This is a genomic window from uncultured Streptomyces sp., assembly GCF_947488945.1.
In the GTDB taxonomy this organism is placed as follows: Bacteria; Actinomycetota; Actinomycetes; order Streptomycetales; family Streptomycetaceae; genus Streptomyces.
On record NZ_CANLBS010000007.1, the window covers coordinates 227,864 to 253,968 of the forward strand.

Below are 26,105 nucleotides of genomic sequence, written 5' to 3' on the forward strand. Positions count from 1 at the left end.
GGAGACAGCGCACATGACGCCTCGTCAGCACCTGCTCCGGTCCGGCTTCACCGCCGCCCCGACGGCCCACGACGTCCTCGCCGGCACCGACCTGACCGGGAAGAACGTGCGCGCCGTGGGACTCGTCCACCCGGACGAGCGGCGGGCTGGTGGCGGCGAAGACGACGGTGGCGCCCGGCGGCTGCGGGAGTTGAGCGAGCGGCTGCTGGCAGCCTGACCTCGACGGCCCGCCACCCCGTGCGCCGGGCCGCCCCCGCCCGGCCGCGTCAGCCCTCCTCCGGCACCGCTTCGACCGCGCCGTCGACGGCGACCGCGACCAGCAGCGGCGGGGCGTCGCCGTCGTGCTGGGCGAGGGAGACGGCCGCCCGCCGGCCGGTGCCGGGCAGCGGACCCCAGACGGAGAGGTCGCCGTCGCAGTCCTGGGCCAGCAGCGCGTCCAGCAGCGGCGGCAGGGGACGGCCCGCCGTACGGGCGAACAGCGCGGTGTGCAGCGGGACACGGGCGTGCGGACCCCAACGGGCGTCCAGTTCGGCGACCAGGGCGTCGAGGCACCGGCCCGCCGCGTCCACGGCGTCGGTCCACGCCCCGCCGTACGCCCCGGTGAGGGCGTCGCCCTCCCAGAGCGGCACGAAACGGAACCCCTCGCCGCCGGTACCGGTCCACTCCCCCGTCGCCGGGTCGCCCCCGGCGACGGCCGGGCCGGACGCCGGCAGCGGCCCCGCCGCCAGTGCGGCCACCTCGTCGGCGGCGCGCACCGGGTCGAAGGGCTCGCCGGCCCGGGAACTCACAGTCCGGCCCGCGCACTCACAGCGCGGCCCGGTCCAGCGGCCGGGGCAGCGGGGCCAGGGCACCGGAGTCCCGGAGCGCCATATATCCGGCCACCACCGCGGCGGGGTCGTCGCCGAACGCCACCAGCACGCCCCCGTCCGGGAGTTCGCGCTCGGGCGGGACACCGTCCGGCAGCAGCGCCGCGCGGCCCGGCGAGAGGTGGCCGAACCGCCCCACCGCCGGATCGCCCACCAGGTGGCCGGCGTCGTCCTCCAGTGCGTCGAGCAGGGCGTTGTCGCTGACGTCCCCGAAGTCGGGCTGCCAGATCCGGGCGAGGGCGGCCAGCAGGTCCGCCTCGGGCACCTTCGCCTCCTCGGGCGCGTCGACGCCGATCACCAGTGACTGGAGCAGGAACTGCGGTGCGCCGCCCGCCGTTCCGGAGATCTCGACCGTCCAGCCGGGCGCGCCGGTGCGCATCAGCCGCAGGCCGGTGCCGACGGCGTCGGACCAGTCGTCGGCCGTGCGGGCCGCGGCCAGTGCCTCCGCCAGCCCGGCCGGGTCCCCGGTGACCGGAGCGGCGGGCCCGGACGCCCGCACCCACTGCCAGCTCCACGGGGCGCTCTCCCCCGCCCCGGCCTGCGGCAGCAGTCCGGCGACGGCTTCCAGCGTCGCCGCCCACCGCTGCGCCAACTCCTCGACGCTCTCCACCCGCGGGCCCCAGAAGCCCCGCACCAGACGTCGCATCCGCTTCCTCCGTGGTTCTCCGTAAGTCTCCGCTCGCGCCAGCAGGCTAGCGCCTCACCCGTGGCCCCGGTCACCGCGGACGGGCCGGTCGTGCCCGGCACCACGTTCGACCCGGACCTGATCGCCGCGCACTCATGGAGGCTGCACACCCGGCCCGGGGCGGCCGGGAGCGCGGGATCGTGCACGGCCGGACTCCGGACGACGGTGCCGCCACCCCGTGGGACCCGGCGCCGCTAGTCGAACGCGCCCGGCTTCCTGGTGCTCTCGATGGGCTTCTGCGAGGTGTGCACGACCCTGATGGGCAGTCCCTCCTCGCGGAACGCGGCGCGGGCGGCGGCGGCCACGTCGGGGTCGGAGAAGTGCCACTCGACGGGCTTCCCGCCGGCCGCCTCCACCTGGGCCCGCGCCTCCGTCACGAACTTCTCCTTGCCGGACGGGGTGAGCGCGGCCCTGCCGGGCTGCGAGAGGTAGCTGGTGTAGCCGTTCTTGGCCTCCAGGTACGTCTGCCTGCTGGAGTCCCAGCCGTCGTACTCGACCGCGGACTTGCCCTCCCTGGGGTGCGGCACGACGTACTCCCGGCCGCGGACCGTGCCGGTGATCTGCTCCTGGTAGCGGAGCCACGACTCGTTCTTCCAGTTGGGCGGCGGGTTGCGGTCGCGGCTCGCCCAGTAGCCGTCGCCCAGGTCGGCGTCGCCGAAGTCCGGGGTGTTGAGATCGTCGGCCCAGTCCGCCGGGTTGTAGTTGCGCGGGTCGGAGGTGTCGTTGCGCTGCGGCTCCGGGTACTGCTTGAGGTCCTCGGCGGCCTTGCGGGCGCGCTCGGGCTCCTCCAGCCGCTTCTGGTCGAGGTGGGCGGCGCGTTCCTGCGCGCGCGCCTCGGCCGCCTTCGCCTTGGCCTCCGGGTCGCAGCCCTCCGCGAGGACCACCCGGTCCCGGGGACCGGCCGCGATGACGCCGGTACCGGCCCCGGGGACGCCGCCCCCGCCTCCGCCGCCGTACCGTACGCGGCCGGGCGCGCCGGCGATCGCGCAGCCGCTGCGGCGGGCCGCGTCCTCGGCCGCGTCGGCGGCGTCGTCGGCCTCCTTGGCGGCCCGGCGCACACCGTCCAGGTCGCCCGCCTCGGCGGCCTTGCGGGCCCGCCGGGCGGCGGCCCCCGCGTCACCGGCCGCCTCGGCGACCTCTTCGGCGATCTTCCCCAGTTTGCCGAGCTTCCCGACCTTGCCGACGACCTTGGCGACGTCGTAGCCGGGGATGAAGAGGGAGCCGACGTTCCAGATCACGTCGGTGACGGCCCGCGTCTTCTCGCCGTTGTTCCAGCGTTCGCGGACCTCGTCGCCCACGAACACGTCGTCGCCGACGCTGACGACGGTGTTGAGCGAGGCCTTGCCCCAGTCGCCGAGGGCGCCCAGGTAGTCGCCGTCGCCCCACTTGTCGGCGGCGTCCTTGGAGTCCTGCATCCACTCGTCGCCGAGCTGCTTGCCGTAGTCGGCGATGCCGGACCAGGTCTCGGGCTTGAACAGCTCGACGATGCCGGTGAGGTCGCCCCAGATACCGTCCACCGCGACGCCCTTGACGACCTGGGTCGTACGGTCCCAGGCGCAGCCGAAGAAGCCCCAGCCGGAGCAGTCCTCTTCCTCTTCGGCCTTGTCCTCGCCCGTCCCGTCGCCGGCCTCGTCGTCGGGGGCCAGGACGGGTTCGTCGTAGGCGGCCTCCGGTTCCTCGCTGGTCTCGGGGAAGGTACCGGCGGTGGAACCCTCGGGGCCGCCGCTGGAACCCTCGGTCGATCCGGTCGTGCCGCCCGTCGAACCCGCAGTGCCGCCCGTGGACCCCGCCGGACCGCCGCCGGTGGTGGAGCCGGACGCGTCGCCGCCCGTCGAGCCGGTGGAGCCGCCGGTGGTCGTGGAGCCCGTGGTGGTGGAGCCGCCGGTGGTCGTGGAGCCGCCGGTGGCGGAGCCGCCCGTGGTCGTGGAGCCCGTGGTGGTGGAGCCGGTGGAGGCCGAGCCGTCGGTGGTACCGGTGGAGCCCGTTCCGCCGGTGCCCTGCGTGCCCGCCGTGCCGGAGCCGCCGTCCGCGCCGCCGTCGGCCCCGGTGGTCGCGCCGCCGGTGGCGCCGGCGGAGGCGCCCGCATCCGTGCCGTCCCCGGCCTGGACGTCGCCGCCGCCCGGCCCCGAGCAGGCCGCGCCGGTGAGGGAGCAGATGGCGGACCGGAGCCCCGAGGTGAGCTGACCTCCGATTCCGGTGGCCGTCAGGGCGCCGACCAGGGCGACCACGATCAGCACCAGCCCGAGGTACTCCAGCGCCGTCTGCCCCCGGTCGCGGCGCCAGGTGATCATGTGCGGGAGGGAGAACTCCGGCTGCTCGGCCCGCCGTTCGCGCGGGAGGCGGAACCACTCCCGGCTCTGCGGACGGGTGAGCAGGACGAGCAGCAGCGCGGGCACGATCAGCTGGGTGGCGCCGTGCCCGGAGCCGTCGGCCAGGTTGGCGAGGCCGCCGAGCAGCAGCCAGACCTGAAGGGCGAGCAGCCCCCACCACACCCGGGTGCCACCGCCCCGCACCCGGCGCATCAGCAGCCAGCCGGCCACGCCGGGGGCGGCTCCGTAGAGCGCGATGCCGAGCAGTTCGGCGCCGACCGCGTCCACGGCGAGCGCGGATCCGAACAGGCCGATCGCACCCATCACCGTGGCGGCGAACAGGACGATCAGCAGCACCCTGGCCAGCGCCAGGGGGCGCGGCAACGGCACTCTGCCACCGGGCGCCGGAGCGGCGTCCGGGGCCATGGGTATGCCTCCGACGACAGACATGAGTGAGCCCGACCCCCGCTGCCCGTAGGCGACATGACCTCGTCACCGTAGGGCCGGACGGGCGCTCCGGTCGTGGGTCCCAGGGCCCAACCCCGGACCCATCCGCGCGCGGACGCGCCTTCGGGGCGGCGCGGAAGGGCCCGCTGGGAGGGCTCGGCGGGAGAACGAGTGCCCCGGGAACGACGGAGCGCCCGGGGTCGGCGCGGCCGCGTGCGGCGTGCGTCGGACTCCCGGGCGCTCCGTGGGGACCGGAAAGGGGCCGGATCAGTCGGTGAGGTTCACCGAACGGGCCTCGGCCGCGCCGATCTCGTCGGCCATCTCGGTGAGCACCGCCTGCGGGACGGTGTCGTCGACGGTGAGGACGACCAGCGCCTCGCCGCCCGCGTCCGCACGCGAGACCTGCATGCCCGCGATGTTGAGACCGGCCTCGCCGAGGATCCGGCCGACGGTGCCGACGACGCCGGGACGGTCCTGGTAGCGCATGACGACCATGTGGTCGGCGAGGGCCAGGTCCACGTCGTGGTCACCGACGGCGACGATCTTCAGGAGGTGCTTCGGGCCGGCGAGCGTGCCGGAGACCGAGACCTCCTTGCCGTTGGACAGGGTGCCGCGCACGGTCACCACGTTGCGGTGCTCGGTCGACTCGGAGCTGGTGGTGAGGCGGACCTCGACACCGCGCTCCTGCGCGAACAGCGGGGCGTTGACGTAGCTGACCGTCTCGTCCACGACGTCCTCGAACACGCCCTTGAGCGCGGAGAGTTCGAGCACCTTCACGTCGTGCTGGGTGATCTCGCCGTACACCTCGACGTCGAGGCGGGCCGCGACCTCGCCCGCGAGGGCGGTGAAGATGCGGCCGAGCTTCTCGGCGAGCGGCAGACCGGGACGGACGTCCTCGGCGATGACGCCGCCCTGGACGTTGACCGCGTCCGGGACCAGCTCGCCGGCGAGCGCCAGGCGCACCGACTTGGCGACCGCGATGCCGGCCTTCTCCTGGGCCTCGTCCGTGGACGCGCCGAGGTGCGGGGTGCAGACGACCTGGTCGAACTGGAACAGCGGGGAGTCCGTGCAGGGCTCCTTGGTGTACACGTCGAGGCCGGCGCCGGCGACGCGGCCCTCCTTGAGGGCGGAGGCGAGCGCCTCCTCGTCGACGATGCCGCCGCGCGCGGCGTTGACGATCCGCACCGAGGGCTTGACCTTGTGCAGCGCCTCGTCACCGATGAGACCGAGGGTCTCCGGGGTCTTCGGCAGGTGCACCGTGATGAAGTCGGCGACCTCCAGCAGCTCGTCCAGGCTGAGGAGCTTGACGCCCATCTGCGCGGCACGGGCCGGCTGCACGTAGGGGTCGTAGGCGACGATCTTCATGCCGAAGGCCGACATGCGCTGCGCGACCAGCACGCCGATGCGGCCGAGGCCGACGACGCCGAGGGTCTTCTCGCTGAGTTCGACGCCGGTGTACTTCGAGCGCTTCCACTCGCCGTTCTTCAGGGCGGTGTTGGCCTGCGGGATGTTGCGCGCGGTGGCGACCAGCAGACCGCAGGCCAGCTCGGCGGCGGTGACGATGTTGGAGGTCGGGGCGTTGACGACCATCACGCCGGCCTTGGTGGCGGCGGAGACGTCCACGTTGTCCAGGCCGACGCCGGCGCGGGCGACGACCCGGAGCTTCTTCGCGGCGGCGATGGCCTCGGCGTCGACCTTGGTGGCGGAGCGCACCAGGATGGCGTCGACGTCGGCGATCGCGGGGAGCAGCTCGGCGCGGTCGGCGCCGTTGCAGTGCCGGATCTCGAAGTCCGGTCCCAGTGCGTCCACCGTGGCGGGCGACAGCTCTTCAGCGATGAGTACGACAGGTTTCGAGCTCACGTGAGTCCTCACAAGTCCATTGCGGACGGCCGTCCCGACGGCCGCAGGCGTGGAGGGGCTAGCCGCGTGGAAGACGCACGACACTGTGGGCCCTGACGCGTGTATGTGTTGAGCAGTGTAGTCATGCGACGGGGCGCTCTCTGCGCCCCGATGGAAGGATCACCCGCACGAGGGTGGACGACTTGTACAGGCGTACGGAGCCGGCCCTTCCGCGGGTGTTCCCTCCCCGCGGCGTTTCCCTTCGTGTGCCCGCCGGGTCCGTACCGACACGGGCTCCGGGGTCCCGCAGTGACACGGGGCCGGAGTGCCGCGGTGGACGCCGGGCGGGCGCGGACGTGCCGCCGGGCGGGCCCGAGGGCCCGCCCGGCGGCGGGAGGCTCACGCCTCGTCGTCGTTGACCCAGCTCATGAGCTTGCGGAGCTCGCGGCCGGTGGTCTCCAGCAGGTGGTCGCTGTCGGCCTTCTTGTACTCGTTGTACTTGGGCAGACCGTTGTGGTACTCGGCCATCCAGTTCTTTGCGAAGGTGCCGTCCTGGATCTCGGCGAGGACCTTCTTCATCTCGGCCTTGGTCTGGTCCGTGATGATGCGCGGGCCGGTGACGTAGTCGCCCCACTCGGCGGTCTCCGAGATGGACCAGCGCATCTTCTCCAGGCCGCCCTCGTACATGAGGTCCACGATGAGCTTCAGCTCGTGCAGGCACTCGAAGTACGCGATCTCCGGCTGGTAGCCGGCCTCGGTCAGGGTCTCGAAACCGGCCTTGACCAGGGCGGCGGTGCCACCGCAGAGGACGGCCTGCTCGCCGAAGAGGTCGGTCTCGGTCTCCTCGGTGAAGGTCGTCTTGATGACGCCGGCGCGGGTGCCGCCGATGCCCTTCGCGTACGAGAGGGCGAGCTCCAGGCCCTTGCCCGTCGGGTCCTGCTCGACGGCCACGATGCACGGAACGCCGCGGCCCTCCTCGTACTGACGGCGGACCAGGTGGCCGGGGCCCTTCGGGGCGACCATGCAGACGTCGACGTTGGCCGGCGGCTTGATGAAGTCGAAGCGGATGTTCAGGCCGTGGCCGAAGAACAGCGCGTCGCCGTCCTTGAGGTTGTCCTTGATGGACTCCTCGTAGACCTGGGCCTGGATCGGGTCCGGGACGAGGATCATGATGACGTCGGCCTCGGCGGCGGCCTCCGACGGGGTCACCACGCGCAGGCCCTGCTCCTCGGCCTTGGCCTTGGACTTCGAGCCCTCGTGCAGGCCGACGCGGACGTCGACGCCCGAGTCGCGCAGCGACAGCGCGTGGGCGTGGCCCTGGCTGCCGTAACCGATGACCGCGACCTTGCGGCCCTGGATGATGGACAGGTCGGCATCGTCGTCGTAGAACAGCTCGGCCACTGGTTTTTCTCCTTGGGTGCAGGTGTTGCGTCCCACCGTACGGCGGGGGATGTGGGGTTCGTTCTCGGGTCTCGCCATGCGGGCGGCGGGACGGGGGCGGCCGGCCGCGGCCGGGGCCGCGGACCGGGCGCCGGGGTCAGGCGGTCCGGTCCAGCGCGCGCAGCGAGCGGTCGGTGATGGAGCGCCCGCCACGCCCTATGGCGATGGTGCCGGACTGGACCAGCTCCTTGATGCCGTACTGCTCCAGCATCTTGAGCATGGCGTCCAGCTTCTCCGCGCCGCCGGTCGCCTCGATGGTGACGGCGTCCGGGGACACGTCGACGGTCTTGGCGCGGAAGAGCTGGACGATCTCGACGATCTGGGAGCGCGTCTCGTTGTCGGCGCGGACCTTGACCAGGACGAGCTCCCGCTGGATCGCGGCGGTGGGCTCGAGTTCGACGATCTTCAGGACGTTGACCAGCTTGTTGAGCTGTTTGGTCACCTGCTCCAGAGGCAGGTCCTCGACGTTCACGACGATGGTGATGCGTGAGATGTCGGGGTGTTCGGTGGTCCCGACCGCGAGCGAGTCGATGTTGAAGCCGCGGCGGGAGAACAGGGCGGTGATCCGGGCGAGGACACCGGGCTTGTTCTCGACCAGGACGGAGAGCGTGTGCTTGCTGGACATGGAGGCGTTCTCTCTCTGTCTCTCAGTCGTCTTCGTTGTCGCCGAAGTCGGGGCGGACGCCGCGCGCGGCCATGACCTCGTCGTTGGAGGTGCCGGCGGCGACCATCGGCCACACCATGGCGTCCTCGTGGACGATGAAGTCGATGACGACGGGGCGGTCGTTGACGGCGTTGGCCTCTTCGATGACCTTGTCCAGGTCGGCCGGGTCCTCGCAGCGGATCGCGTAGCAGCCCATGGCCTCGGACAGCTTGACGAAGTCCGGCACCCGGGTGCCCCTGGCGGCGTTGCCGTCCGCGTCCGGGCCCGCGTGCAGCACGGTGTTGGAGTAGCGCTGGTTGTAGAACAGGGTCTGCCACTGGCGGACCATCCCGAGCGCGCCGTTGTTGATGATGGCGACCTTGATCGGGATGCTGTTGAGCGCGCAGGTGGTGAGTTCCTGGTTGGTCATCTGGAAGCAGCCGTCGCCGTCGACCGCCCAGACCGTCCGGTCCGGCATGCCGGCCTTGGCGCCCATGGCGGCGGGGACTGCGTACCCCATCGTCCCGGCGCCACCGCTGTTGAGCCAGGTGCGGGGTCGCTCGTACTCGATGAAGTGCGAGGCCCACATCTGGTGCTGGCCGACGCCCGCGGTGAAGATCGTTCCCTCGGGGGCCAGTTCGCCCAGGCGCTGGATGACCTGCTGCGGGGAGAGGCTGCCGTCCTCGGGGAAGTCGTAGCCCAGCGGGTAGGTCTCCCGCCAGCGGTCGAGGTCCTTCCACCAGGCGGTGTAGTCGCCGGTGCGGCCCTCGGTGTGCTCGGCCTGGACCGCCTGGACCAGGTCGGCGATGACCTCGCGGGCGTCGCCGACGATCGGCACGTCGGCGGCACGGTTCTTGCCGATCTCGGCCGGGTCGATGTCCGCGTGGACGATCTTGGCGTACGGGGCGAAGCTGTCCAGCTTGCCGGTGACGCGGTCGTCGAAGCGGGCTCCGAGGGCGACGATCAGGTCGGCCTTCTGCAGGGCGGTGACGGCGGTGACCGAACCGTGCATGCCCGGCATCCCGACGTGCTGCGGGTGGCTGTCGGGGAAGGAGCCGAGCGCCATCAGGGTGGTGGTGACGGGCGCTCCGGTCAGTTCCGCGAGAACCTTCAGCTCGGCGGTGGCGCCGGACTTCATCACGCCGCCGCCGACGTACAGCACCGGGCGCTTGGCCTCCACGATGAGCTTGGCGGCCTCGCGGATCTGCTTGGCGTGCGGCTTGGTGACCGGGCGGTAGCCGGGCAGGTCCATCGCGGGCGGCCAGCTGAAGGTGGTCTTCGACGTCAGCGCGTCCTTGGCGATGTCGACGAGGACCGGTCCCGGACGGCCGGTGGCGGCGATGTGGAACGCCTCGGCGATCGTGTGCGCGATGTCCTCGGCGCGGGTCACCAGGAAGTTGTGCTTGGTGATCGGCATCGTGATGCCGCAGATGTCGGCTTCCTGGAAGGCGTCCGTACCGATGGCCGCGGAGGCCACCTGGCCGGTGATGGCGACCATGGGAACCGAGTCCATGGCCGCGTCGGCGATCGGGGTGACCAGGTTGGTCGCGCCGGGGCCCGAGGTGACCATGCAGACACCGACCTTGCCGGTGGCCTGGGCGTAGCCGGTGGCGGCGTGGCCCGCGCCCTGCTCGTGGCGGACGAGGACGTGCCGGACCCGGGTGGAGTCCATCAGCGGGTCGTAGGCCGGGAGGATGCAGCCGCCGGGGAGCCCGAATACGGTGTCGGCGCCGACTTCTTCGAGAGAACGGATGAGGGACTGCGCACCCGTGACGTGCTCAACGGTGGCGGACGCCTGTCCGCCGCTACGGGCCCGCGGCTGGGGGTGGTGGGCCCCGGTGGCCTGCTCGGTCATCGGCATTCTCTTCTCGAAGCTGAAGGGTTTTGCGGGGTTTTGGGGAGCGTCGGTGCAACAAAAAACCCCTCGTGCCGTGAGGCAAGCGAGGGGAGCGCGCCGGTGCGTTGTACGGAGTGCGTGGAGCGACTCCGTATCAGCCGACGCGCTTTCCAAGTACGAGAATTCGGGTGCGCATGGCATTGACCCTCTCTCCGACACGGCCGGACTGTCAAGTGGGTGGGACGGGCGTCTCATTATGTGATCCGTTGTACGAGGGGACGGACTCGCTGGTGGCCGCCCGCTGCACCGGCGCGTGGCCCGGCACCGGATAGCTGCCGCGGGTGAGGGCGTGGCGCAGGCGGTACTCGTCCAGCGCCCCGGAGAAGGCCATCCCCTGACCGTGGGTGCAGCCCATGGCGCGGAGCGCGAGGACCTGTTCGGGCAGGTCGACGCCGTCGGCCACGGACTGCATCCCGAGGTCGTGGGCGATCCGCAGCAGCCCGCTGGTGATCTTGTGCAGCCGGGCCGACTCGACGACGCCCTCGACCAGGCCCCGGTCGAGTTTGAGCACGTCGATGGGCAGCCGGCGGAGCGCGTTTATGGCGGCGTACCCGCGTCCGAAGCCGTCCAGGGCGATCCGCACGCCGAGTCGGCGCAGCGCCACCAGGCGGCGCTCCAGCTCCTCGAAGGAGATCCGCGGGTCACTGTCACAGACCTCGATCATCAGGGCGCCGGAGGGCAGGCCGTACCGGGTGAGCAGCGCCTCCACCGAGCGCAGCGGCGGGGTCTCCTCCAGCAGCCGTCCGGCGGGCAGCCGCACGGTGACGGGGGCGGTGTGCCCGGCACGGGCGCGGTCGGCGGCCTGTTGGACGGCCTCCTCCAGCAGCCAGCGGCCGAGCTCGGCGGTGCGGTCGCCGTCCTCGGTGCGCAGGAACTCCGCGGGCGTGTAGAGGATGCCCTGGGCGGACCGCCAGCGGGCCTGGGCGGCGACCATGTCGACCGTGCCGGTGGCCAGGTGCACGACGGGCTGGTGGAGCAGGGCGAACTCCCCCTCGCGCAGGGCGCTGCGCAGCCGGGCGTTCAGCTCGGAGCGCCGGACGACGTCGGCCTGCATCTGGGGGGCGTAGAGCTCGACCCGGTCCTTGCCGGCCGCCTTGGCGCGGTACATCGCGAGGTCGGCGTTGCGCATCAGGTCGTTGGGGGTGATGCCGGGCTCGGCGAAGGCGACGCCGATCGACGCGGCGACCCGGACCTCGTTGACCCCGATGCGGTACGGCTGGGAGAGCGTGAGCCGGAGCCGTTCGGCGATCTCGTGGACCTGGTACTCGCGGGCGGACTGGTCCCGCGTGCCGTCGCCGACGATCAGGGCGGCGAACTCGTCGCCGCCGAGGCGGGCCGCGGTGTCGCCGGCCCGGACGGACTCCTCCAGCCGCTGGGCGGCCTGGATGAGGAGTTCGTCGCCGGCCTGGTGGCCGATGGAGTCGTTGACCGCCTTGAAGCCGTCGAGGTCGATGAAGAGCACCGCGGTGTCCGGGTCGCCGGCCCGCCGGCTGCCGAGGGCCTGGCGCACCCGGGTGGTGAACAGGGCGCGGTTGGGCAGGTCGGTGAGCGGGTCGTGCTCGGCGTTGTGCTGCAACTGGGCCTGGAGGCGGACCCGCTCGGTCACGTCCCGGCTGTTGAGCAGCAGTCCGCCGTGGTGGCGGTTGACGGTGGACTCGACGTTGAGCCAGTCGCCGTCGCCGGAGAGGAACCGGCACTCGATGCGGGTGGAGGGCACTTCGTGGGGCGGGGCGGCGAGGAAGCGGCGGACCGCGTGCACCACGGCGCCGCGGTCGTCGGGATGGATGATCGAGGAGAGCGTGCGGCCCTCCAGCGCGGCGGCGTCCGTGCCGTAGACGCCGGCCGCGGCCGGGCTGACGTAGCGGAGGGTGCCGTCCGGAGCGGCGATCATGATGACGTCGCTGGAGCCCTGCACCAGGGAGCGGAAGTGGTTCTCCTTCTGCGCCAGTTCCTGGGTGAGGGTGATGTTGTCGAGCAGCATGATGCCCTGGCGCACCACGAGCGCGAGGACGACGGCGCAGCCGATGCCGATCACCACCCCGTCGACCCGGCGGCCGTCGAGGACGTTGTACAGGATGCCCAGGGTGCAGACGGCCGCCGCGAGGTACGGGGTGAGGGCGGCGAGCGATCCGGCGATGGGGCGGCTGACCGGGCGAACCGGCTCGGCGGGCCGCTTTGGCCGCGCGGACCGCTCGGCGGGCCGGCCGGCGCGGGCGGCGCCCCAGGGGGCGTAGGCGAGCAGCACCGAGCCGGCGAACCAGCCGGCGTCGAGGAGTTGACCGGAGTGGTAGCTGGAGCGCAGCAGCGGCGAGGTGAACAGGGCGTCGCTGAGCACGGTGAGGGCGAGGCCGGCGATGGCGGTGTTGACCGCCGACCGGTTGGCGTTGGCCCGGCGGAAGTGGAGCGCCAGCACCATCGAGACGAGCACGATGTCCAGCAGCGGGTAGGCCAGCGACAGTGCGGCACGGGCGACGCTCTCGCCGTCGGCGTGCACCAGGTCGGCGGTGTGCGCGAGGGCCAGGCTCCAGGAGAGCGTGAGGAGCGAGCCGCCGATCAGCCAGGCGTCCAGCACCAGGCAGACCCAGCCGGCCCGGTTGGCCGGGCGTTTGGCGAGGACCAGCAGGCCGATGATGGCGGGCGGCGCGAAGCAGAGGTAGAAGGCGTCGGCGGGCGAGGGGCTCGGCACCTCGGTGCCGCGCACGACTTCGTACCAGCCCCAGACGGCGTTGCCGCCCGCGGCCATCAGCGACGACAGCGAGAACAGCAGCCAGGCGGGACGGGAGGGGCGTCCGCCGCGGTGGGCGTAGAGGAAACAGGAGACGGCGGCGGCCAGGCCGGCCGCGCTGAGCCCGAAGTCCCCCATGATCAGGGCGAGCCGGGGCGAGCCCCAGCCGAGCCCCGCGCCGACGGCGTATCCCCCGCAGACGAGGGCGAGCAGGATCTGGGGCAGCAGCCGGAGCCGGGCGGACGAAGCCCTGGTCATCGGGCGGCGGGTGGCGAGCAGGGCGCCGAAGGCGCTCACCGGATCGTCTCCGGGGCGGGGAGGCAGAGCACGCCCAGCGCTCTCAGCGCACTCAGGATCACGATCGCCGGTACGTGGTTCTTGTGCAGGGGTGGTGTCCATGATCGCTGTCGCCGGTCCCGCCGCGTCGGATCGTCTCGCCTTTGGCCGCACATCGCCCATTGCCCCCTCGCGTCCCGCTACCACCCCCGCCGCCGCCCCTTCCACGGCGCAGCCCCCGCCTCTGGACGATACACCAGAACGGTCACGCAGGGCCATACCCTCTCTACGCTCCGTGACGACCTGGGGCGTTGTCCCGCGCGGGCCCCCCGGAACCGCCCCACCGGGGAGCCGGGGGCGGGTGTCAGCCGGTGGTGCGCACCACGTTCTCGACCGGCTCGCCGGCGACGAACCGGGTGAGCTGACCGGCGATCAGCCGCTTGGCGCGCGGCTCGAACGCGGAGGTGCTGCCGCCCACGTGCGGGGTGACGAGGACGTGGGGAGCATGCCAGAGCGGATGGCCCCGGGGCAGCGGTTCGGGGTCGGTGACGTCGAGCGCCGCCCGCAGCCGGCCGGACTCCAGTTCGGCGAGGAGCGCCCCGGTGTCCACCACCTGCCCCCGGGCGACGTTCACCAGCAGGGCCCCGTCGTGCATGGCGGCGAGGAACTTCGCGTCCACGAGCCCCCGCGTGGAACGGTTCAGCGGGGTGCAGAGGATGACCACGTCGGCCTGCGGCAGCAGTTCCGGAAGGTCGTCGAGGGTCTGTACGGGGCCGCGCGCGGTGGTGCGCGGGGAGCGCGCGACGCGTGCGATCCGCGCGCACTCGAACGCCGTGAGCCGGTCCTCGACGGCGGAGCCGATGGAGCCGTACCCGACGATCAGCACGGACTTGTCGGCCAGCGCGGGATAGAAGCCCGACCGCCACTCCTCGGCTTCCTGCCCGCGCACGAAGCCGGGGATGTCGCGCAGCGAGGCGAGGATCAGGGCCAGGGTGAGCTCGGCGGTGGACGCCTCGTGCACCCCCTTGGCGTTGCACAGCCGCACCCCGTCGGGCAGCAGCCCGAGCGCCGGCTCGACGTGGTCGATCCCGGCGGACAGCGTCTGCACGACCCGCACGGACCGCATCCCGGCCAGCGGGCGCACGGAGATCTCCGGGCCCTTCATGTACGGGACGACGTAGAAGGCGCAGTCCGCCGGATCGGCGGGGAACTGCTCGCCGCCGTCCCAGAACAGGGGGCGGATTCCGTCCGGGAGGCCGGGCACGCTGTCGGCGGGGAAGGGCAGCCACACGTCGGGGGGTGTCGTGGAAGTCATGGTCAGGAGGCTATGCGAACGCCTCCGGGAGGCGAAGGGGGGTGCGGCAGAGGTTAGTTTGGTCCCGGTCGCGGTTCCGGACGCGGGGGCCCGGCCCCGGGGGCGGGACCGAGGGAGGGTACGGGCAGGTGGAGTTCAGGACGCTCGGCGGGGCGGCTCTCGCGGTGGGAGCGGTCGGGCTGGGCTGCATGCCGATGAGTTGGGGCTACAGCTCCTCGCAGCAGCGCGGGGACCGCTCGGTGAACACGGTGCACGCGGCACTGGACGCCGGCACGACCCTGCTCGACACCGCGGACATGTACGGCCCGTTCACCAATGAACTGCTGGTCGGGCGGGCGCTCAAGGGGCGCAGGTCGCAGGCTTTCCTCTCCACCAAGGGCGGGTTGCTGGTGGGCGACCAGCACATCGTCGCCAATGGCCGCCCCGGCTACGTGCGCAGGGCGTGCGACGCGTCCCTGCGCAGGCTCCAGACCGAGGTGATCGACCTCTACCAACTGCACCGGGCCGACCCCGAAGTGCCGGTGGAGGAGACCTGGGGCGCGATGGCGGAGCTGGTGACGGCGGGCAAGGTGCGCGCGCTCGGGCTGTGCGCGACGGGCGCCCGGGTCGCGCGGCGGGGCGGCGGGGGGCTGCACGACGGAACGATCCGGCAGCTGGAGCGGGTGCAGCAGGTCTTCCCGGTCAGCGCGGTCGAGGCGGAACTGTCGGTGTGGTCGCCGGAGGCGGTGGAGTCGCTGCTGCCGTGGTGCACCGCGCGCGGGGTGGGGCTGCTGGCCGCGATGCCGCTGGGCAGCGGCTATCTGACCGGGACCCTGACGCCGGGGCAGGGGTTCGAACCGGACGATCTGCGGGCCCGGCATCCGCGGTTCACGGCGGAGATGATGGCCGCCAACCAGCCGGTGGTGGCCGGGCTGCGCCGGGTCGCACGGCGTCACGGCGCGACACCGGCGCAGGTGGCACTGGCCTGGGTGCTGCGGCAGGGCCCGCACGTGGTGCCCGTGCCGGGCGCCAAGCGGGAGGCGTGGGCGGTCGAGAACGCGGCCGCCGCCCGGCTGGTGCTGGACGGGGCGGACCTCGCGGAGATCGCGGCGCTGCCCGCGGCCCGCGGGTCGTGGGACTGAGGCGGGCGCGGGACAATCTCCGGACACCGGGTACCCGGTCCACGGGACGCGGTGCGGCCTACGACGAGAACAGACGACCGAGGCCGGGCGACCCCGCGTCGCTCGGCCGTCGAAAGGACCGGTTCTGTGCGCGGTGCGGTGTTCGGATCTGTACGTGTCCCCGTGGTGCGCCGGGGGGCGGTGGCCGCCCTCGCCGCGGCCTCGCTGCTGCTGACGGCCGGCTGTTCGTCCGGCGGGCAGGCGGGGGGCGCGGCCGGCCGGGAGTCGGCGCCGTCCGCCCCGCCGAGCGCGTCCGCGTCGGCCTCGCCCGGTTACACCGCGCCGCCCGCCGAGGGGTCGGTGACGGTGCGCTCCACGCTCGCCGAGGGCCTCGACTCGCCCTGGGGGCTGGCGGCGCTGCCGGGCGGCGACCTGCTGGTGGGCTCCCGCGACGAGGCGACGGTGACCCGGATCGACGCGAAGACCGGGAAGAAGACGCTGCTGGGCTCGGTGCCGGGCGTCTCCCCCGCCGGTGAGGGCGGTCTGCTGGGCCTCGCGGTCCCGGCGACGTTCGGCGCGGACCGCCAGGTGTACGCGTACTTCACGACGGAGTCCGACAACCGGATCGCCCGCATGACGTACGACCCGAAGCGGCCCGCCGGGCAGCAGTTGGGCGCCCCGGACACCGTCCTGCGTTCCCTCCCGAAGGGTTTCGTCCACAACGGCGGCCGGATCGCCTTCGGGCCGGACCGGATGCTGTACGCGGGCACCGGGGAGACCGGGGACGACCAGGTGGCGCAGGATCCGGACTCGTTGGCGGGGAAGATCCTGCGGATGACCCCGGACGGGGAGCCGGTGCACGGCAATCCGGAGGCGGACTCGGTGGTGTACTCCTCGGGCCACCGCAATGTGCAGGGCCTCGCCTGGGACGGGCAGAAGCGGTTGTGGGCCTCGGAGTTCGGCCAGGACACCTGGGACGAGCTGAATCTGATCGAGCCGGGCAAGAACTACGGCTGGCCCGAGACCGAGGGCGAGAAGGGGCGCCCGGGGTTCACCGAACCGGTCGCCCAGTGGCCGACGTCGAAGGCGTCGCCGAGCGGCATCGCGTACGCGGCCGGCTCGGTCTGGGTGGCGGGCCTGCGGGGCGAACGGCTCTGGCGCGTTCCGCTGTCGGGCACGGCCGAGGAGCCGTCGGCCGAACCGCAGGCGTTCCTGGAGGGGCGTTACGGGCGGCTGCGGACGGTGGTGGCGGCCGGCGGCGACCGGCTGTGGCTGGTGACGAGCAACACGGACGGCCGCGGCACACCGGAGTCGGGCGACGACCGGATCCTGCTGGTCGAGGTGGACTGACCGGCTCCGGGGTGCGGCGCGGCCTGCGCGCCGCACCCCGGTCGGGTCAGCCGGCGGCCGGCAGTCCGACGATCAGGTCGAAGTACATGGCCACCGAGATGAGGATGCTGAACGCCGCCAGCACCACGCCGCCGAGCGCGACGGAACGGATCCAGGTCGGCTGCGGGCGGTCCGAGGGCGCGCCGAAGGCCGGGCGGACGAGGACGAACACGCCGACCAGCAGCGCGATGACGGCGAAGACGCCGTTGACGAGCGCGGTGGTGTGCCAGGCGTCGCCGTAGATCTCGGAGACCTGCTGGGCGGCCGAGCCGCCGCCGGAGGTCTTGATCTGGCCGATGAGCGTCTCCCGCTCGGCGGCGACCTTGCCGGTCCAGCCGCCCACCAGCGAGACGACCGCGACACCGGCGGCGATGACCGCTCCGGCGCCCGACCCGACGTTGCGGGCGGCCTCCTCGAAAGCGTCGGGCTCGTCGTCGAGGGAGGCGTCCTCGTCGGAGAACGCCTCGTCCTCGGTGTCGTGCGGGCCGGCCGCGTCGGCGGACCCTTCGGTCCTGGCGTCCTTGTCGAGCGTCGTGACGCCGGTGGAAGAGGTCTGCTTCTTCTCCTGCTCGTCCTCGGCGGCGGGGGTCGTGGGGGTCTTGGCGCCTGTGGTTTCCATGTGACGCACGCTAGGCGTCCCGGATGAGAGGGTTCTTAACGGGGTCCTCCTTCCCTGGTCACGGCCGTGCCCCCGGAGGTCGCGGCCGGGCGGCGGCGCCCCCGTCACCGGCTCCGGCGCGGGCCCGCACCAGGCCGTTCGGCCCCCCGGTGCGGGGTGGCAGCCCCACCCCGCACCGTGCGCCAGGACCACCGCGCATCCACCTGCCAGGCCGGTTCCGGCCGGGCCCGGAACGCCGAACGATGGAGGAACAGCCCCACCGGCACCCGCAGCACGAAGGATCAGACATGCCCCGCACCACGCCCGGCCGACGCCCCACGACGCGGCCCCTGTCGGCTCTGGCCCTGCTGGCCCTCGTCGCGGGGGCCGCCACCGCCTGCGGCACCGACGACGGCGGCCCCGCCACCACCCGGACCGCCTCGGCGTCCGCCGCCCCGGCCAACGGCACGCCGGCCGCCGCCGGACTGCACATGGTCGACAACGGCGGCCACCGGCTCGCCTTCCACGTCGCACCGGGCACGAGCTCCGCCACCGTCGTGCTGGACGCGGGCGGCGGCGAGGACTCCTCCTACTGGAACGCGCTCGTGCCGAGGATCGGCGCGGCCACCGGCGCCACCGTCATCACCTACGACCGGGCCGGACTCGGCGACAGCGACCCGGTGCCCGGACCGTGGAAGGTCCAGGACGCCGTCGGCGACCTCGCGGCCGGCCTCCGGCAGCTCGGCGTCACCGGGAAGGTGACCCTGGTGTCCCATTCCCAGGCCGGCCAGATCGCCACCTACTTCGCCGAGCAGCACCCGAAGACGCTCTCCGGCGCCGTCCTGGTCGACGCCAACCTGCCCCCGCTCTTCACAAACGCGCAGATCGCCCGCCTCGTCGCGTTCAGCGAGCCCGACGTGGAAGCGGCGCGGAAGGCCCCGGACACCCCGGCCGACCGCCAGCTCCTGGCCACCGCGGAGAGCTTCGTCGAGACGAGCAAGGCGTTCCACGCGGCGGCCTGGCCGGACTCGGTGCCCGCCACCGTCATCGTCTCGGAGAAGACCCCGTTCGACGGGTCCCCCGAGGACGTGCGGCGCTGGCGGGAGGCCGCGGCAGCGTTCGTCCAGGACGGGCCGGACCGGACGCTGGTCACCGCACGGGGCAGCTCCCACGACGTCCCGAAGGACCGGCCCGCGCTGGTCGTGCGGGAGATCGAGGACATGGTCGCCGCGCGGCACTGACCGCTGCCCCGCCCGGTTCACCCCGAGACGCTGGGCCGCCCGTTCTCGATGTGCCCCATCAGCCGCCGCCGGAAGCCGTCCTCGCCCTCGGCCCGCACCTCCAGGTCGTACCAGCCGTGCGCGTCCGCCGCCGAGTGCACCACGCTGCGGCTGCGGCCCGGCTTGACGGTGACCGTCCGCGTCCAGTCCCGCAGGTCGGCCTCGTCCACGTAGTGCAGCGGGCGGACGGTGAAGGTCAGGGTGCGGCGGCCTCCGTTGCGCAGGGTCAGGTGCAGGTCGCGCTCGTGGGCGTCGATGCGCGAGGTGACCTCGGCCCCACCGCCCGCCGGGCCCTCGAACTCCCGCCGGAACCCGTTCGGGCCGGTGAGGGTGAGCCGGTAGCGGTCGTCGGGCACCGGCACCGTCCACGCGGAGCTGCGCCGCACGTCGCGGTGGAGCGGGGCGGAGAACTCGGAGGCGTACGGGTACAGGGCGAAGTGCGCCGAGGACGCACCGGTGTTGGACAGCTCCACCCGCAGCCCTGCGGCGGTCGTGCGGGCCTGCGCGTCGGGCTGGTACGGCAGCGGCCGGGCCGGGCGGACGCCGGGCTCCTGCTCGGGCATCCGCTGCACCGCCGGGGGCTTCGGCTGCCAGCGGCCGGTGAACGGCGGGATCGCGCCCGGCGCTTCGAGGGCCGGCTGCCCGTGGCCCCGGCCGAAGTCGAACGCCGAGGTGAGGTCGCCGGCCACCTGCCGCCGCCAGGCGCCGATGTTCGGCTCGCGGACGCCGGTCCAGCGCTCCAGGAAGCGCACCACGGAGGTGTGGTCGAAGACCTCGGAGCAGACGTGCCCGCCGACGGTCCAGGGCGACACCACCAGCATCGGCACCCGGATCCCGAGCCCGGTGGGCCGGCCCTGCCAGCGCTCCTCGGTCACCTCCGGCGGTGCGACGGGCGGCGGCACGTGGTCGAAGAACCCGTCGTTCTCGTCGTAGTTGATGAGGACCGCGGTGTGCCGCCAGACGTCCGGGTGGCGGCCGAGGGCGTCGAGCACCTGGTAGACGATCGTGGCGCTGTGCACGGGCGAGGAGACGCTCGGATGTTCCGAGTCCACCGCCGACGGCACCAGGTAGGACACCTCCGGCAGGGTGCCCGCAGCCACGTCCTTCGCGAACTCCGCGGCGAGCCCTCCGGTCTCCACCCGGCGCAGCCCCCGCTCGAACAGGCTGCGCTCGGCGGTGGTGAGCGTCGTGACGCCCTGCTCCAGCAGGCCGAGCAGCCGCTCCCGCTCCGCCGCGTCGGCGGTGTCGCGGACCGCCGCGTAGAACGACTCCATGTAGGTGTGGCCGCCGGTCCGCACCAGCGCCTTGCGGGCGATCTCCTTGAAGGTGGTGAAGAACTCGATCTGGTTGTCGGTGAAGTTCTCCCACTCGGTGTACGTGCGCCAGCTCCGGCCGGCCTTCTCCAGCCGCTCCGCGTACGTCCCCCAGCCGTAGCCCGGGTGGCTCGCCTCGTCGTACGCGTCGTTGCCGACGGCCCGGTCGCCGTCCGTCTCGAACCCGGTCTTCCCGCTCCACAGGTGGTTGCGGTTGGGGCTGGTGGAGGTGTGCACGGAGGAGTGGTAGGCGTCGCAGACGGTGAAGGTGTCCGCCAGCTCGTAGTGCAGCGGCAGGTCCTGGCGGTCGTAGTGGGCCATCGTCGCGGCGGTCTTCGCGGTGACCCAGCCGTTCATCCAGCCGTCGGCCCAGGCGGTCGCCCCGCCGTTCCAGGAGTGGTCGAGGGCGCCGATGTACTGAAGCTGCTTCGCCTGCGCCTCGGCCGCCCCACGCACCCCGAACGGCAGCACGGTGGTGCCGGCGGGTCCGGGCTGCTCGAACACGCTCCGGCCGGAGGGGAGTTCGACGGCGTTGCGGTCGCCGAACCCGCGCACCCCGCGCAGGGCACCGAAGTAGTGGTCGAACGAACGGTTCTCCTGCATCAGGACGACCACGTGCCGGATGTCGTGCAGCCCGCCCCCGGGCCGCACCGGCGTCGCGGCCATCGCGGCGTGCAGCGACGGTGGGAGGAACGACCCGGCGGCCGCGGCGCCGAGCGCCCCGCCCCCGAGTGCGAAGAGCCGCCGGCGTGACATGTTCGTGGTCAAGTGAGCCTCCCGGTTCCGTGCGTACGCCGGGGAAGCTACGCAGTACGGATGGCCGAGGAAAGACCGCGGCGCGGCCCGCCGGTGAACGTCGGACGCGCGGGGGCGCGTCCCGCGCGGCGCGCCCGCGCCGACGGCGGCCCCGGGTCACACCCCGATCAGGTGCAGCGACCCCCAGAGCGCCACCGTGGAGACGGCGAGGGTGGCGGGCACGGTGAGGATGCCGAGGCGGGTGAAGTGGCCGAGGTCGGGGGTGACGTCGTGGGCGTGCAGGATGCGGCGCCACAGGAGGGTCGCCAGGGAGCCGACGTAGGTGAGGTTGGGGCCGAGGTTCACGCCGATCAGCGCGGCGAGCAGAGGTCCGGGGCCTGCCGCCGCGACGACCGGGAGCAGGGCCAGGATCGCCGGCAGGTTGTTGATGAGGTTGGCGAGCAGCGCCGCCACTCCGGCGACGGCGAGCAGCGCCGGCAGCGAGGAACCGTCGGGCAGCACCTCGCCGATGCCGGTGCCCAGCCCGTGGTCCACCACCGCCTGCACCACCACGCCCAGCGCCAGCACGAAGAGGCAGAACGGCAGGTTGGCCGAGCGCACCAGGCCCGCCGGGGTGGTCTCCCGACGCCGCAGCGCGCGTACGGCGAGGACCGCCGCTCCGGCGAGCGCCGCCCAGAGGGGTTCGGCGCCGGCGAACGAGGTGACGACGAATCCGGCCAGGGTCAGCGCCAGCACCACCAGGGTGAAGACCGGGACCGCCGGCCGCTCGTCGGTCTCCTCCGGGGCGCGCGCCCCGGCCGCGAGGTCGTCGGCGAAGACGCGGCGGAAGACGACGTACTCCACCAGGATCGCGGCCAGCCAGGGCAGCGTCATCAGCGCGGCGAACCGGGTGAACGACAGGCCGCTGGCGGTGAACGCCAGCAGGTTGGTCAGGTTGGAGACGGGCAGCAGCAGCGACGCGGAGTTGGCCAGGTGCGCGCAGGCGTAGAGGTACGGGCGGGGGCGCGCGCCGACGCGGGCGGCGGTGGCGAAGACCACCGGGGTCAGCAGCACCACCGTGGCGTCCAGCGAGAGGACCGCGGTGATCAGTGCGGCGACGACGAAGACCCCGCCGAGCAGCGGCTGGGTCCGCCCGCCGCAGAGCCGGCCCACCAGGTCGCCGGCGGCGGCGAACAGGCCGTCGTCGGCGCAGAGCTGGGCCAGCGCGAGGATGGCGGCGAGGAAGCCGACCACCGGCAGCAGGCTGCGGATCTGTTCCCACGCCTCGGTCGGCGGCACCGCCCCGACGAGGACGACGAGGGCCGCGGCGGGCACCGCGAGCACCGCCTCGGGCAGACCGCGGGGGCGTACCACGGCGAAGGCCAGGACCGCGAGGAGCAGCGCCACGGAGAGGATCGCGGGCAGGACGGTGTTCAGCGGGGGCTCCGGAGCGGCGGGCCGCCTCGGGGACGGCCGGAGAGGAGACGGAAGGGGGACGGGAAGGGGGACGCGGCCGGGCGACGGGCCGACGAAGGGGCGGCACCCCCGGTGGGAGTGCCGCCCCTCGTCCGTGTACGGCCGGACCGGCCGTGCGTGCGCCCGGCATGCGACGCCGCGCGTGCGAAGTCGTGCGCACGGCCGGCCGGGCGCGGGCCGGATCAGCCCTCGACGCCGAGCTTCTCCAGGATCAGCTCGCGCACCCGGGCCGCGTCCGCCTGTCCGCGGGTGGCCTTCATGACCGCGCCGACGAGCGCGCCGGCCGCCGCCACCTTGCCGCCGCGGATCTTGTCCGCGACGGCCGCGTTGGCGGCGATGGCCTCGTCCACGGCCGTGGACAGCGCGCCCTCGTCCGAGACGACCTTCAGGCCGCGCTTCTCCACGACGGTGTCCGGGTCGCCCTCGCCCGCGAGGACGCCCTCGATGACCTGGCGGGCCAGCTTGTCGTTGAGGTCGCCGGACGCGACGAGCTCCGTCACCCGGGCGACCTGCGCCGGAGTGATGGGCAGTTCGTCGAGGCCGCGGCCCGTTTCGTTGGCGTTGCGGGCCAGCTCGCCCATCCACCACTTGCGGGCCTGGTCGGACGGGGCGCCCGCCTCGGTGGTGGCGACGATCAGGTCGACCGCGCCCGCGTTGAGGATCGACTGCATGTCGAACTCGGAGACGCCCCACTCCTCGCGGAGCCGGTTGCGGCGCACCCGGGGCAGCTCGGGCAGCCCCTCACGGAGCTCCTCGACCCACGCGCGGGACGGGGCGACCGGGACGAGGTCCGGCTCCGGGAAGTAGCGGTAGTCCTCGGCGTTGTCCTTGATCCGGCCGGACGTGGTGGAGCCGTCTTCCTCGTGGAAGTGCCGGGTCTCCTGCACGATCGTTCCGCCGGAGGAGAGCACCGCGGCGTGCCGCTGGATCTCGAAGCGGGCGGCCCGCTCGACGGACCGCAGGGAGTTGACGTTCTTCGTCTCCGAACGCGTGCCGAGCGGCTCGGTGCCGTTGGGGCGCAGCGACAGGTTGACGTCGCAGCGCATCTGGCCCATCTCCATCCGGGCCTCGGAGACGCCGAGCGCCTTGATCAGCTCGCGCAGCTCGGCGACGTACGCCTTGGCGACCTCCGGGGCGCGGGCGCCCGCTCCCTCGATCGGCTTGGTGACGATCTCGATGAGCGGGATGCCGGCCCGGTTGTAGTCCAGCAGCGAGTGGGACGCGCCGTGGATGCGGCCGGTGGCACCGCCGACGTGCGTCGACTTGCCGGTGTCCTCCTCCATGTGGGCGCGCTCGATCTGCACGCGGAAGACCTCGCCGTCCTCCAGCTGGACGTCCAGGTAGCCGTTGAAGGCGATCGGCTCGTCGTACTGGGAGGTCTGGAAGTTCTTCGGCATGTCCGGATAGAAGTAGTTCTTCCGGGCGAAGCGGCACCACTCGGCGATCTCGCAGTTCAGCGCGAGACCGATCTTGATGGCGGACTCGACGCCGATCTCGTTGACCACCGGCAGCGCGCCCGGCAGCCCCAGGCAGACCGGGCAGGTCTGCGAGTTGGCGTCCTGCTTCAGCTCCGTGGAGCAGCCGCAGAACATCTTCGTCTTGGTGCCGAGCTCGACATGGACTTCGAGGCCCATGACGGGGTCGTACGCCGCGAGAGCGTCCTCGTACGACACCAGGTCAATGACAGTCACGGTGAAACTTTCCCTCTCAGCCCAGCAGGACGTCGTCGTCGCCGAGACGCTTCAGTTCGCGGTACAGGATCGCGAGGCCGGTGACGATGGCGGCGGCGGACACGGCGGCGTCGACGAGCCGGAGCACGTCGTTGTCGTTGCGCGCGAGCTTCGCCTGCTTGGCGACGCTGAGGGCACCGAAGGCGGTGCTGCCCAGCGACACGTACAGCCCGGTCTTGGACTTCTTGAAGTTCTGAGCCTTCTTGGCCATGGCACTCACAGCGACGGAGCCTCCTCGAGCAGCGGGTGCCCCCACTGTTCCACGAACGCGGCCTCGACGGCGGCACCGACCTTGTAGAGCCGGTCGTCCTTCATGGCGGGGGCGATGATCTGCAGCCCGACCGGCAGGCCGTCCTCCGGGGCCAGGCCGCAGGGGAGCGACATGGCGGAGTTGCCCGCGAGGTTGGTCGGGATGGTGCACAGGTCCGCGAGGTACATCGCCATCGGGTCGTCGGCGCGCTCGCCGATCGGGAAGGCGGTGGTCGGCGTGGTCGGCGAGACGATGACGTCCACCTGCTCGAACGCCTTCTCGAAGTCCTGCGTGATCAGGGTGCGGACCTTCTGGGCCGAGCCGTAGTACGCGTCGTAGTAGCCGGAGCTCAGGGCGTACGTGCCGAGGATGATGCGGCGCTTGACCTCGTCGCCGAAGCCGGCCTCGCGGGTGAGCGCGGTGACGTCCTCGGCTGACTTCGTGCCGTCGTCGCCGACCCGCAGGCCGTAGCGCATGGCGTCGAAGCGGGCCAGGTTGGAGGAGCACTCGGACGGCGCGATCAGGTAGTACGCCGAAAGGGCGAGGTCGAAGGACGGGCAGTCCAGCTCGACGATCGTGGCGCCGAGCGACTTCAGCAGCTCGACCGACTCGTTGAAGCGCTGGACGACGCCGGCCTGGTAGCCCTCGCCGGAGAACTGCTTCACGACACCGACCCGCATGCCCTCGACGGAGCCGTTGCGTGCCGCCTCGACGACCGGCGGGACCGGGGCGTCGATCGAGGTGGAGTCCATCACGTCGTGACCGGCGATGGCCTCGTGCAGCAGCGCCGCGTCCAGGACCGTGCGGGCACAGGGGCCGCCCTGGTCGAGGGAGGACGAGAAGGCCACCATGCCGTAGCGGGAGACGCCGCCGTAGGTCGGCTTGACGCCGACGGTGCCGGTGACGGCGGCGGGCTGGCGGATGGAGCCGCCGGTGTCCGTGCCGATGGCGAGCGGCGCCTGGTACGAGGCGAGCGCGGCCGAGGAGCCGCCGCCGGAGCCGCCGGGGATGCGGGTGAGGTCCCACGGGTTGCCGGTCGGGCCGTAGGCGCTGTTCTCGGTGGAGGACCCCATGGCGAACTCGTCCATGTTGGTCTTGCCGAGGATGACGACGTCGGCGTCGCGCAGCCTGCGGGTGAGCGTCGCGTCGTACGGCGGCACCCAGCCCTCGAGCATCTTCGAACCGACGGTGGTCGGCATGTCCTTGGTGGTGAAGATGTCCTTCAGCGCCAGCGGTACGCCGGCCAGCGGGCCGAGCTTCTCGCCGGCCTCCCGCTTGGCGTCGACGGCGCGGGCCTGGGCGAGAGCGCCCTCGCGGTCGACGTGCAGGAAGGCGTGGACCTTCTCGTCGACGGCGTCGATCCGGGCCAGGTGGGCCTCGGTGACCTGGACGGCGGTGAGCTCGCCGGAGGCGATCTTCGCGGCCGTCTCGGCGGCGGTGAGCCTGATGATGGTGCTGTGGTCCGTCATGGCTGTTAGTCCTCCCCCAGGATCTGCGGCACCTTGAAACGCTGCTGCTCCTGGGCAGGGGCGCCGGAGAGCGCCTGCTCGGGGGTGAGCGACGGACGGACCTCGTCCGCGCGCATGACGTTGGTCAGCGGCAGCGGGTGGGAGGTCGGCGGGACGTCTTGGTCGGCGACCTCGGAGACGCGGGCGACCGCGCCGATGATGTCGTCGAGCTGACCGGCGAAGTGATCGAGCTCTTCGCCCTTCAGCTCCAGACGCGCCAGCCGGGCGAGGTGGGCGACCTCCTCGCGCGTGATGCCAGGCATGCAGCGATCCTCAGGGGTTGG

20 protein-coding genes are annotated in these 26,105 nt (G+C 72.9%); 4 read left to right on the forward strand and 16 right to left on the reverse strand.

Going from position 1 to position 26,105, the window contains the following annotated elements; translation table 11 throughout:
* Nucleotides 1-13 precede the first annotated feature (13 nt).
* Entirely contained in the window at nucleotides 14-217 is a 204-nt protein-coding gene (locus tag Q0994_RS13845; protein WP_299533785.1) for a hypothetical protein, read from the forward strand.
* 49 nt (nucleotides 218-266) lie between these two features.
* Here the strand turns inward: Q0994_RS13845 and Q0994_RS13850 are convergent, their stop codons facing one another.
* The 9 genes from Q0994_RS13850 to Q0994_RS13890 form a co-directional block, all read right to left on the reverse strand.
* Complete coding sequence (locus Q0994_RS13850; RefSeq protein WP_299533787.1) at nucleotides 267-788, reverse strand: hypothetical protein; 522 nt, start codon at nucleotides 786-788, stop codon at nucleotides 267-269.
* Between the two features lie 16 nt (nucleotides 789-804).
* Nucleotides 805-1,512 carry a hypothetical protein gene (locus tag Q0994_RS13855; protein ID WP_299533789.1) on the reverse strand — a complete coding sequence of 236 codons (708 nt, stop codon included), beginning with the start codon at nucleotides 1,510-1,512 and terminating at the stop codon, nucleotides 805-807.
* A gap of 233 nt (nucleotides 1,513-1,745) precedes the next feature.
* Nucleotides 1,746-4,310 carry a Tox-REase-5 domain-containing protein gene (locus tag Q0994_RS13860; RefSeq protein ID WP_299533791.1) on the reverse strand — a complete coding sequence of 855 codons (2,565 nt, stop codon included), beginning with the start codon at nucleotides 4,308-4,310 and terminating at the stop codon, nucleotides 1,746-1,748.
* A 264-nt stretch (nucleotides 4,311-4,574) separates the two neighbouring features.
* Complete coding sequence (gene serA, locus Q0994_RS13865; RefSeq protein ID WP_299533793.1) at nucleotides 4,575-6,167, reverse strand: phosphoglycerate dehydrogenase; 1,593 nt, start codon at nucleotides 6,165-6,167, stop codon at nucleotides 4,575-4,577.
* A gap of 378 nt (nucleotides 6,168-6,545) precedes the next feature.
* Nucleotides 6,546-7,547 carry a ketol-acid reductoisomerase gene (ilvC, locus tag Q0994_RS13870; RefSeq protein WP_299533795.1) on the reverse strand — a complete coding sequence of 334 codons (1,002 nt, stop codon included), beginning with the start codon at nucleotides 7,545-7,547 and terminating at the stop codon, nucleotides 6,546-6,548.
* A gap of 136 nt (nucleotides 7,548-7,683) precedes the next feature.
* Nucleotides 7,684-8,211 (reverse strand): acetolactate synthase small subunit, encoded by a 528-nt coding sequence (gene ilvN / locus Q0994_RS13875; protein WP_299533797.1) that lies wholly within the window; start codon nucleotides 8,209-8,211, stop codon nucleotides 7,684-7,686.
* 22 nt (nucleotides 8,212-8,233) lie between these two features.
* Nucleotides 8,234-10,090 (reverse strand): acetolactate synthase large subunit, encoded by a 1,857-nt coding sequence (locus Q0994_RS13880; protein WP_299533799.1) that lies wholly within the window; start codon nucleotides 10,088-10,090, stop codon nucleotides 8,234-8,236.
* 205 nt (nucleotides 10,091-10,295) lie between these two features.
* On the reverse strand, nucleotides 10,296-13,148 hold the full coding sequence (locus tag Q0994_RS13885; RefSeq protein WP_299533801.1) for a bifunctional diguanylate cyclase/phosphodiesterase: 2,853 nt from the start codon (nucleotides 13,146-13,148) through the stop codon (nucleotides 10,296-10,298).
* Nucleotides 13,149-13,491: 343 nt separating this feature from the next.
* Nucleotides 13,492-14,442, reverse strand: a complete 951-nt coding sequence (locus Q0994_RS13890; RefSeq protein ID WP_299533803.1) for a 2-hydroxyacid dehydrogenase — start codon at nucleotides 14,440-14,442, stop codon at nucleotides 13,492-13,494.
* Between the two features lie 164 nt (nucleotides 14,443-14,606).
* On the opposite strand from Q0994_RS13890, the gene Q0994_RS13895 reads away from it, so the two are divergent.
* Both Q0994_RS13895 and Q0994_RS13900 read left to right on the forward strand, forming a co-directional pair.
* A complete protein-coding gene (locus Q0994_RS13895) occupies nucleotides 14,607-15,563 on the forward strand; it encodes an aldo/keto reductase (protein ID WP_299534169.1) in 957 nt (318 codons plus the stop codon).
* Nucleotides 15,564-15,689: 126 nt separating this feature from the next.
* Nucleotides 15,690-16,892, forward strand: a complete 1,203-nt coding sequence (locus Q0994_RS13900) for a sorbosone dehydrogenase family protein (protein WP_299533805.1) — start codon at nucleotides 15,690-15,692, stop codon at nucleotides 16,890-16,892.
* A gap of 46 nt (nucleotides 16,893-16,938) precedes the next feature.
* Here the strand turns inward: Q0994_RS13900 and Q0994_RS13905 are convergent, their stop codons facing one another.
* Entirely contained in the window at nucleotides 16,939-17,550 is a 612-nt protein-coding gene (locus tag Q0994_RS13905) for a hypothetical protein (RefSeq protein WP_299533808.1), read from the reverse strand.
* Nucleotides 17,551-17,837: 287 nt separating this feature from the next.
* Between Q0994_RS13905 and Q0994_RS13910 the strand changes: the two genes are divergently transcribed.
* Nucleotides 17,838-18,770 (forward strand): alpha/beta fold hydrolase, encoded by a 933-nt coding sequence (locus tag Q0994_RS13910; RefSeq protein WP_299533810.1) that lies wholly within the window; start codon nucleotides 17,838-17,840, stop codon nucleotides 18,768-18,770.
* A 17-nt stretch (nucleotides 18,771-18,787) separates the two neighbouring features.
* Here Q0994_RS13910 and Q0994_RS13915 read toward each other — a convergent pair whose 3' ends face one another.
* The 6 genes from Q0994_RS13915 to gatC all read right to left on the reverse strand — a co-directional run bounded on the left by Q0994_RS13915 (nucleotide 18,788) and on the right by gatC (nucleotide 26,084).
* On the reverse strand, nucleotides 18,788-20,890 hold the full coding sequence (locus Q0994_RS13915; protein WP_299533813.1) for a phosphocholine-specific phospholipase C: 2,103 nt from the start codon (nucleotides 20,888-20,890) through the stop codon (nucleotides 18,788-18,790).
* A gap of 144 nt (nucleotides 20,891-21,034) precedes the next feature.
* Nucleotides 21,035-22,273, reverse strand: coding sequence for an SLC13 family permease (locus Q0994_RS13920; RefSeq protein WP_363325553.1), 1,239 nt, complete (start codon nucleotides 22,271-22,273; stop codon nucleotides 21,035-21,037).
* A gap of 242 nt (nucleotides 22,274-22,515) precedes the next feature.
* The gene (gatB, locus tag Q0994_RS13925; protein WP_299533815.1) at nucleotides 22,516-24,024 is read right to left on the reverse strand and encodes an Asp-tRNA(Asn)/Glu-tRNA(Gln) amidotransferase subunit GatB; all 1,509 of its coding nucleotides are present in this window, start codon (nucleotides 24,022-24,024) and stop codon (nucleotides 22,516-22,518) included.
* Nucleotides 24,025-24,040: 16 nt separating this feature from the next.
* Complete coding sequence (locus Q0994_RS13930) at nucleotides 24,041-24,274, reverse strand: hypothetical protein (protein WP_299534173.1); 234 nt, start codon at nucleotides 24,272-24,274, stop codon at nucleotides 24,041-24,043.
* Between the two features lie 5 nt (nucleotides 24,275-24,279).
* Nucleotides 24,280-25,782: an Asp-tRNA(Asn)/Glu-tRNA(Gln) amidotransferase subunit GatA gene (gene gatA / locus Q0994_RS13935; RefSeq protein ID WP_299533817.1), complete on the reverse strand. Its 1,503-nt coding sequence runs from the start codon at nucleotides 25,780-25,782 to the stop codon at nucleotides 24,280-24,282.
* Between the two features lie 5 nt (nucleotides 25,783-25,787).
* Nucleotides 25,788-26,084: an Asp-tRNA(Asn)/Glu-tRNA(Gln) amidotransferase subunit GatC gene (gene gatC, locus Q0994_RS13940; protein ID WP_015036350.1), complete on the reverse strand. Its 297-nt coding sequence runs from the start codon at nucleotides 26,082-26,084 to the stop codon at nucleotides 25,788-25,790.
* Between the last annotated feature and the right edge of the window lie 21 nt (nucleotides 26,085-26,105).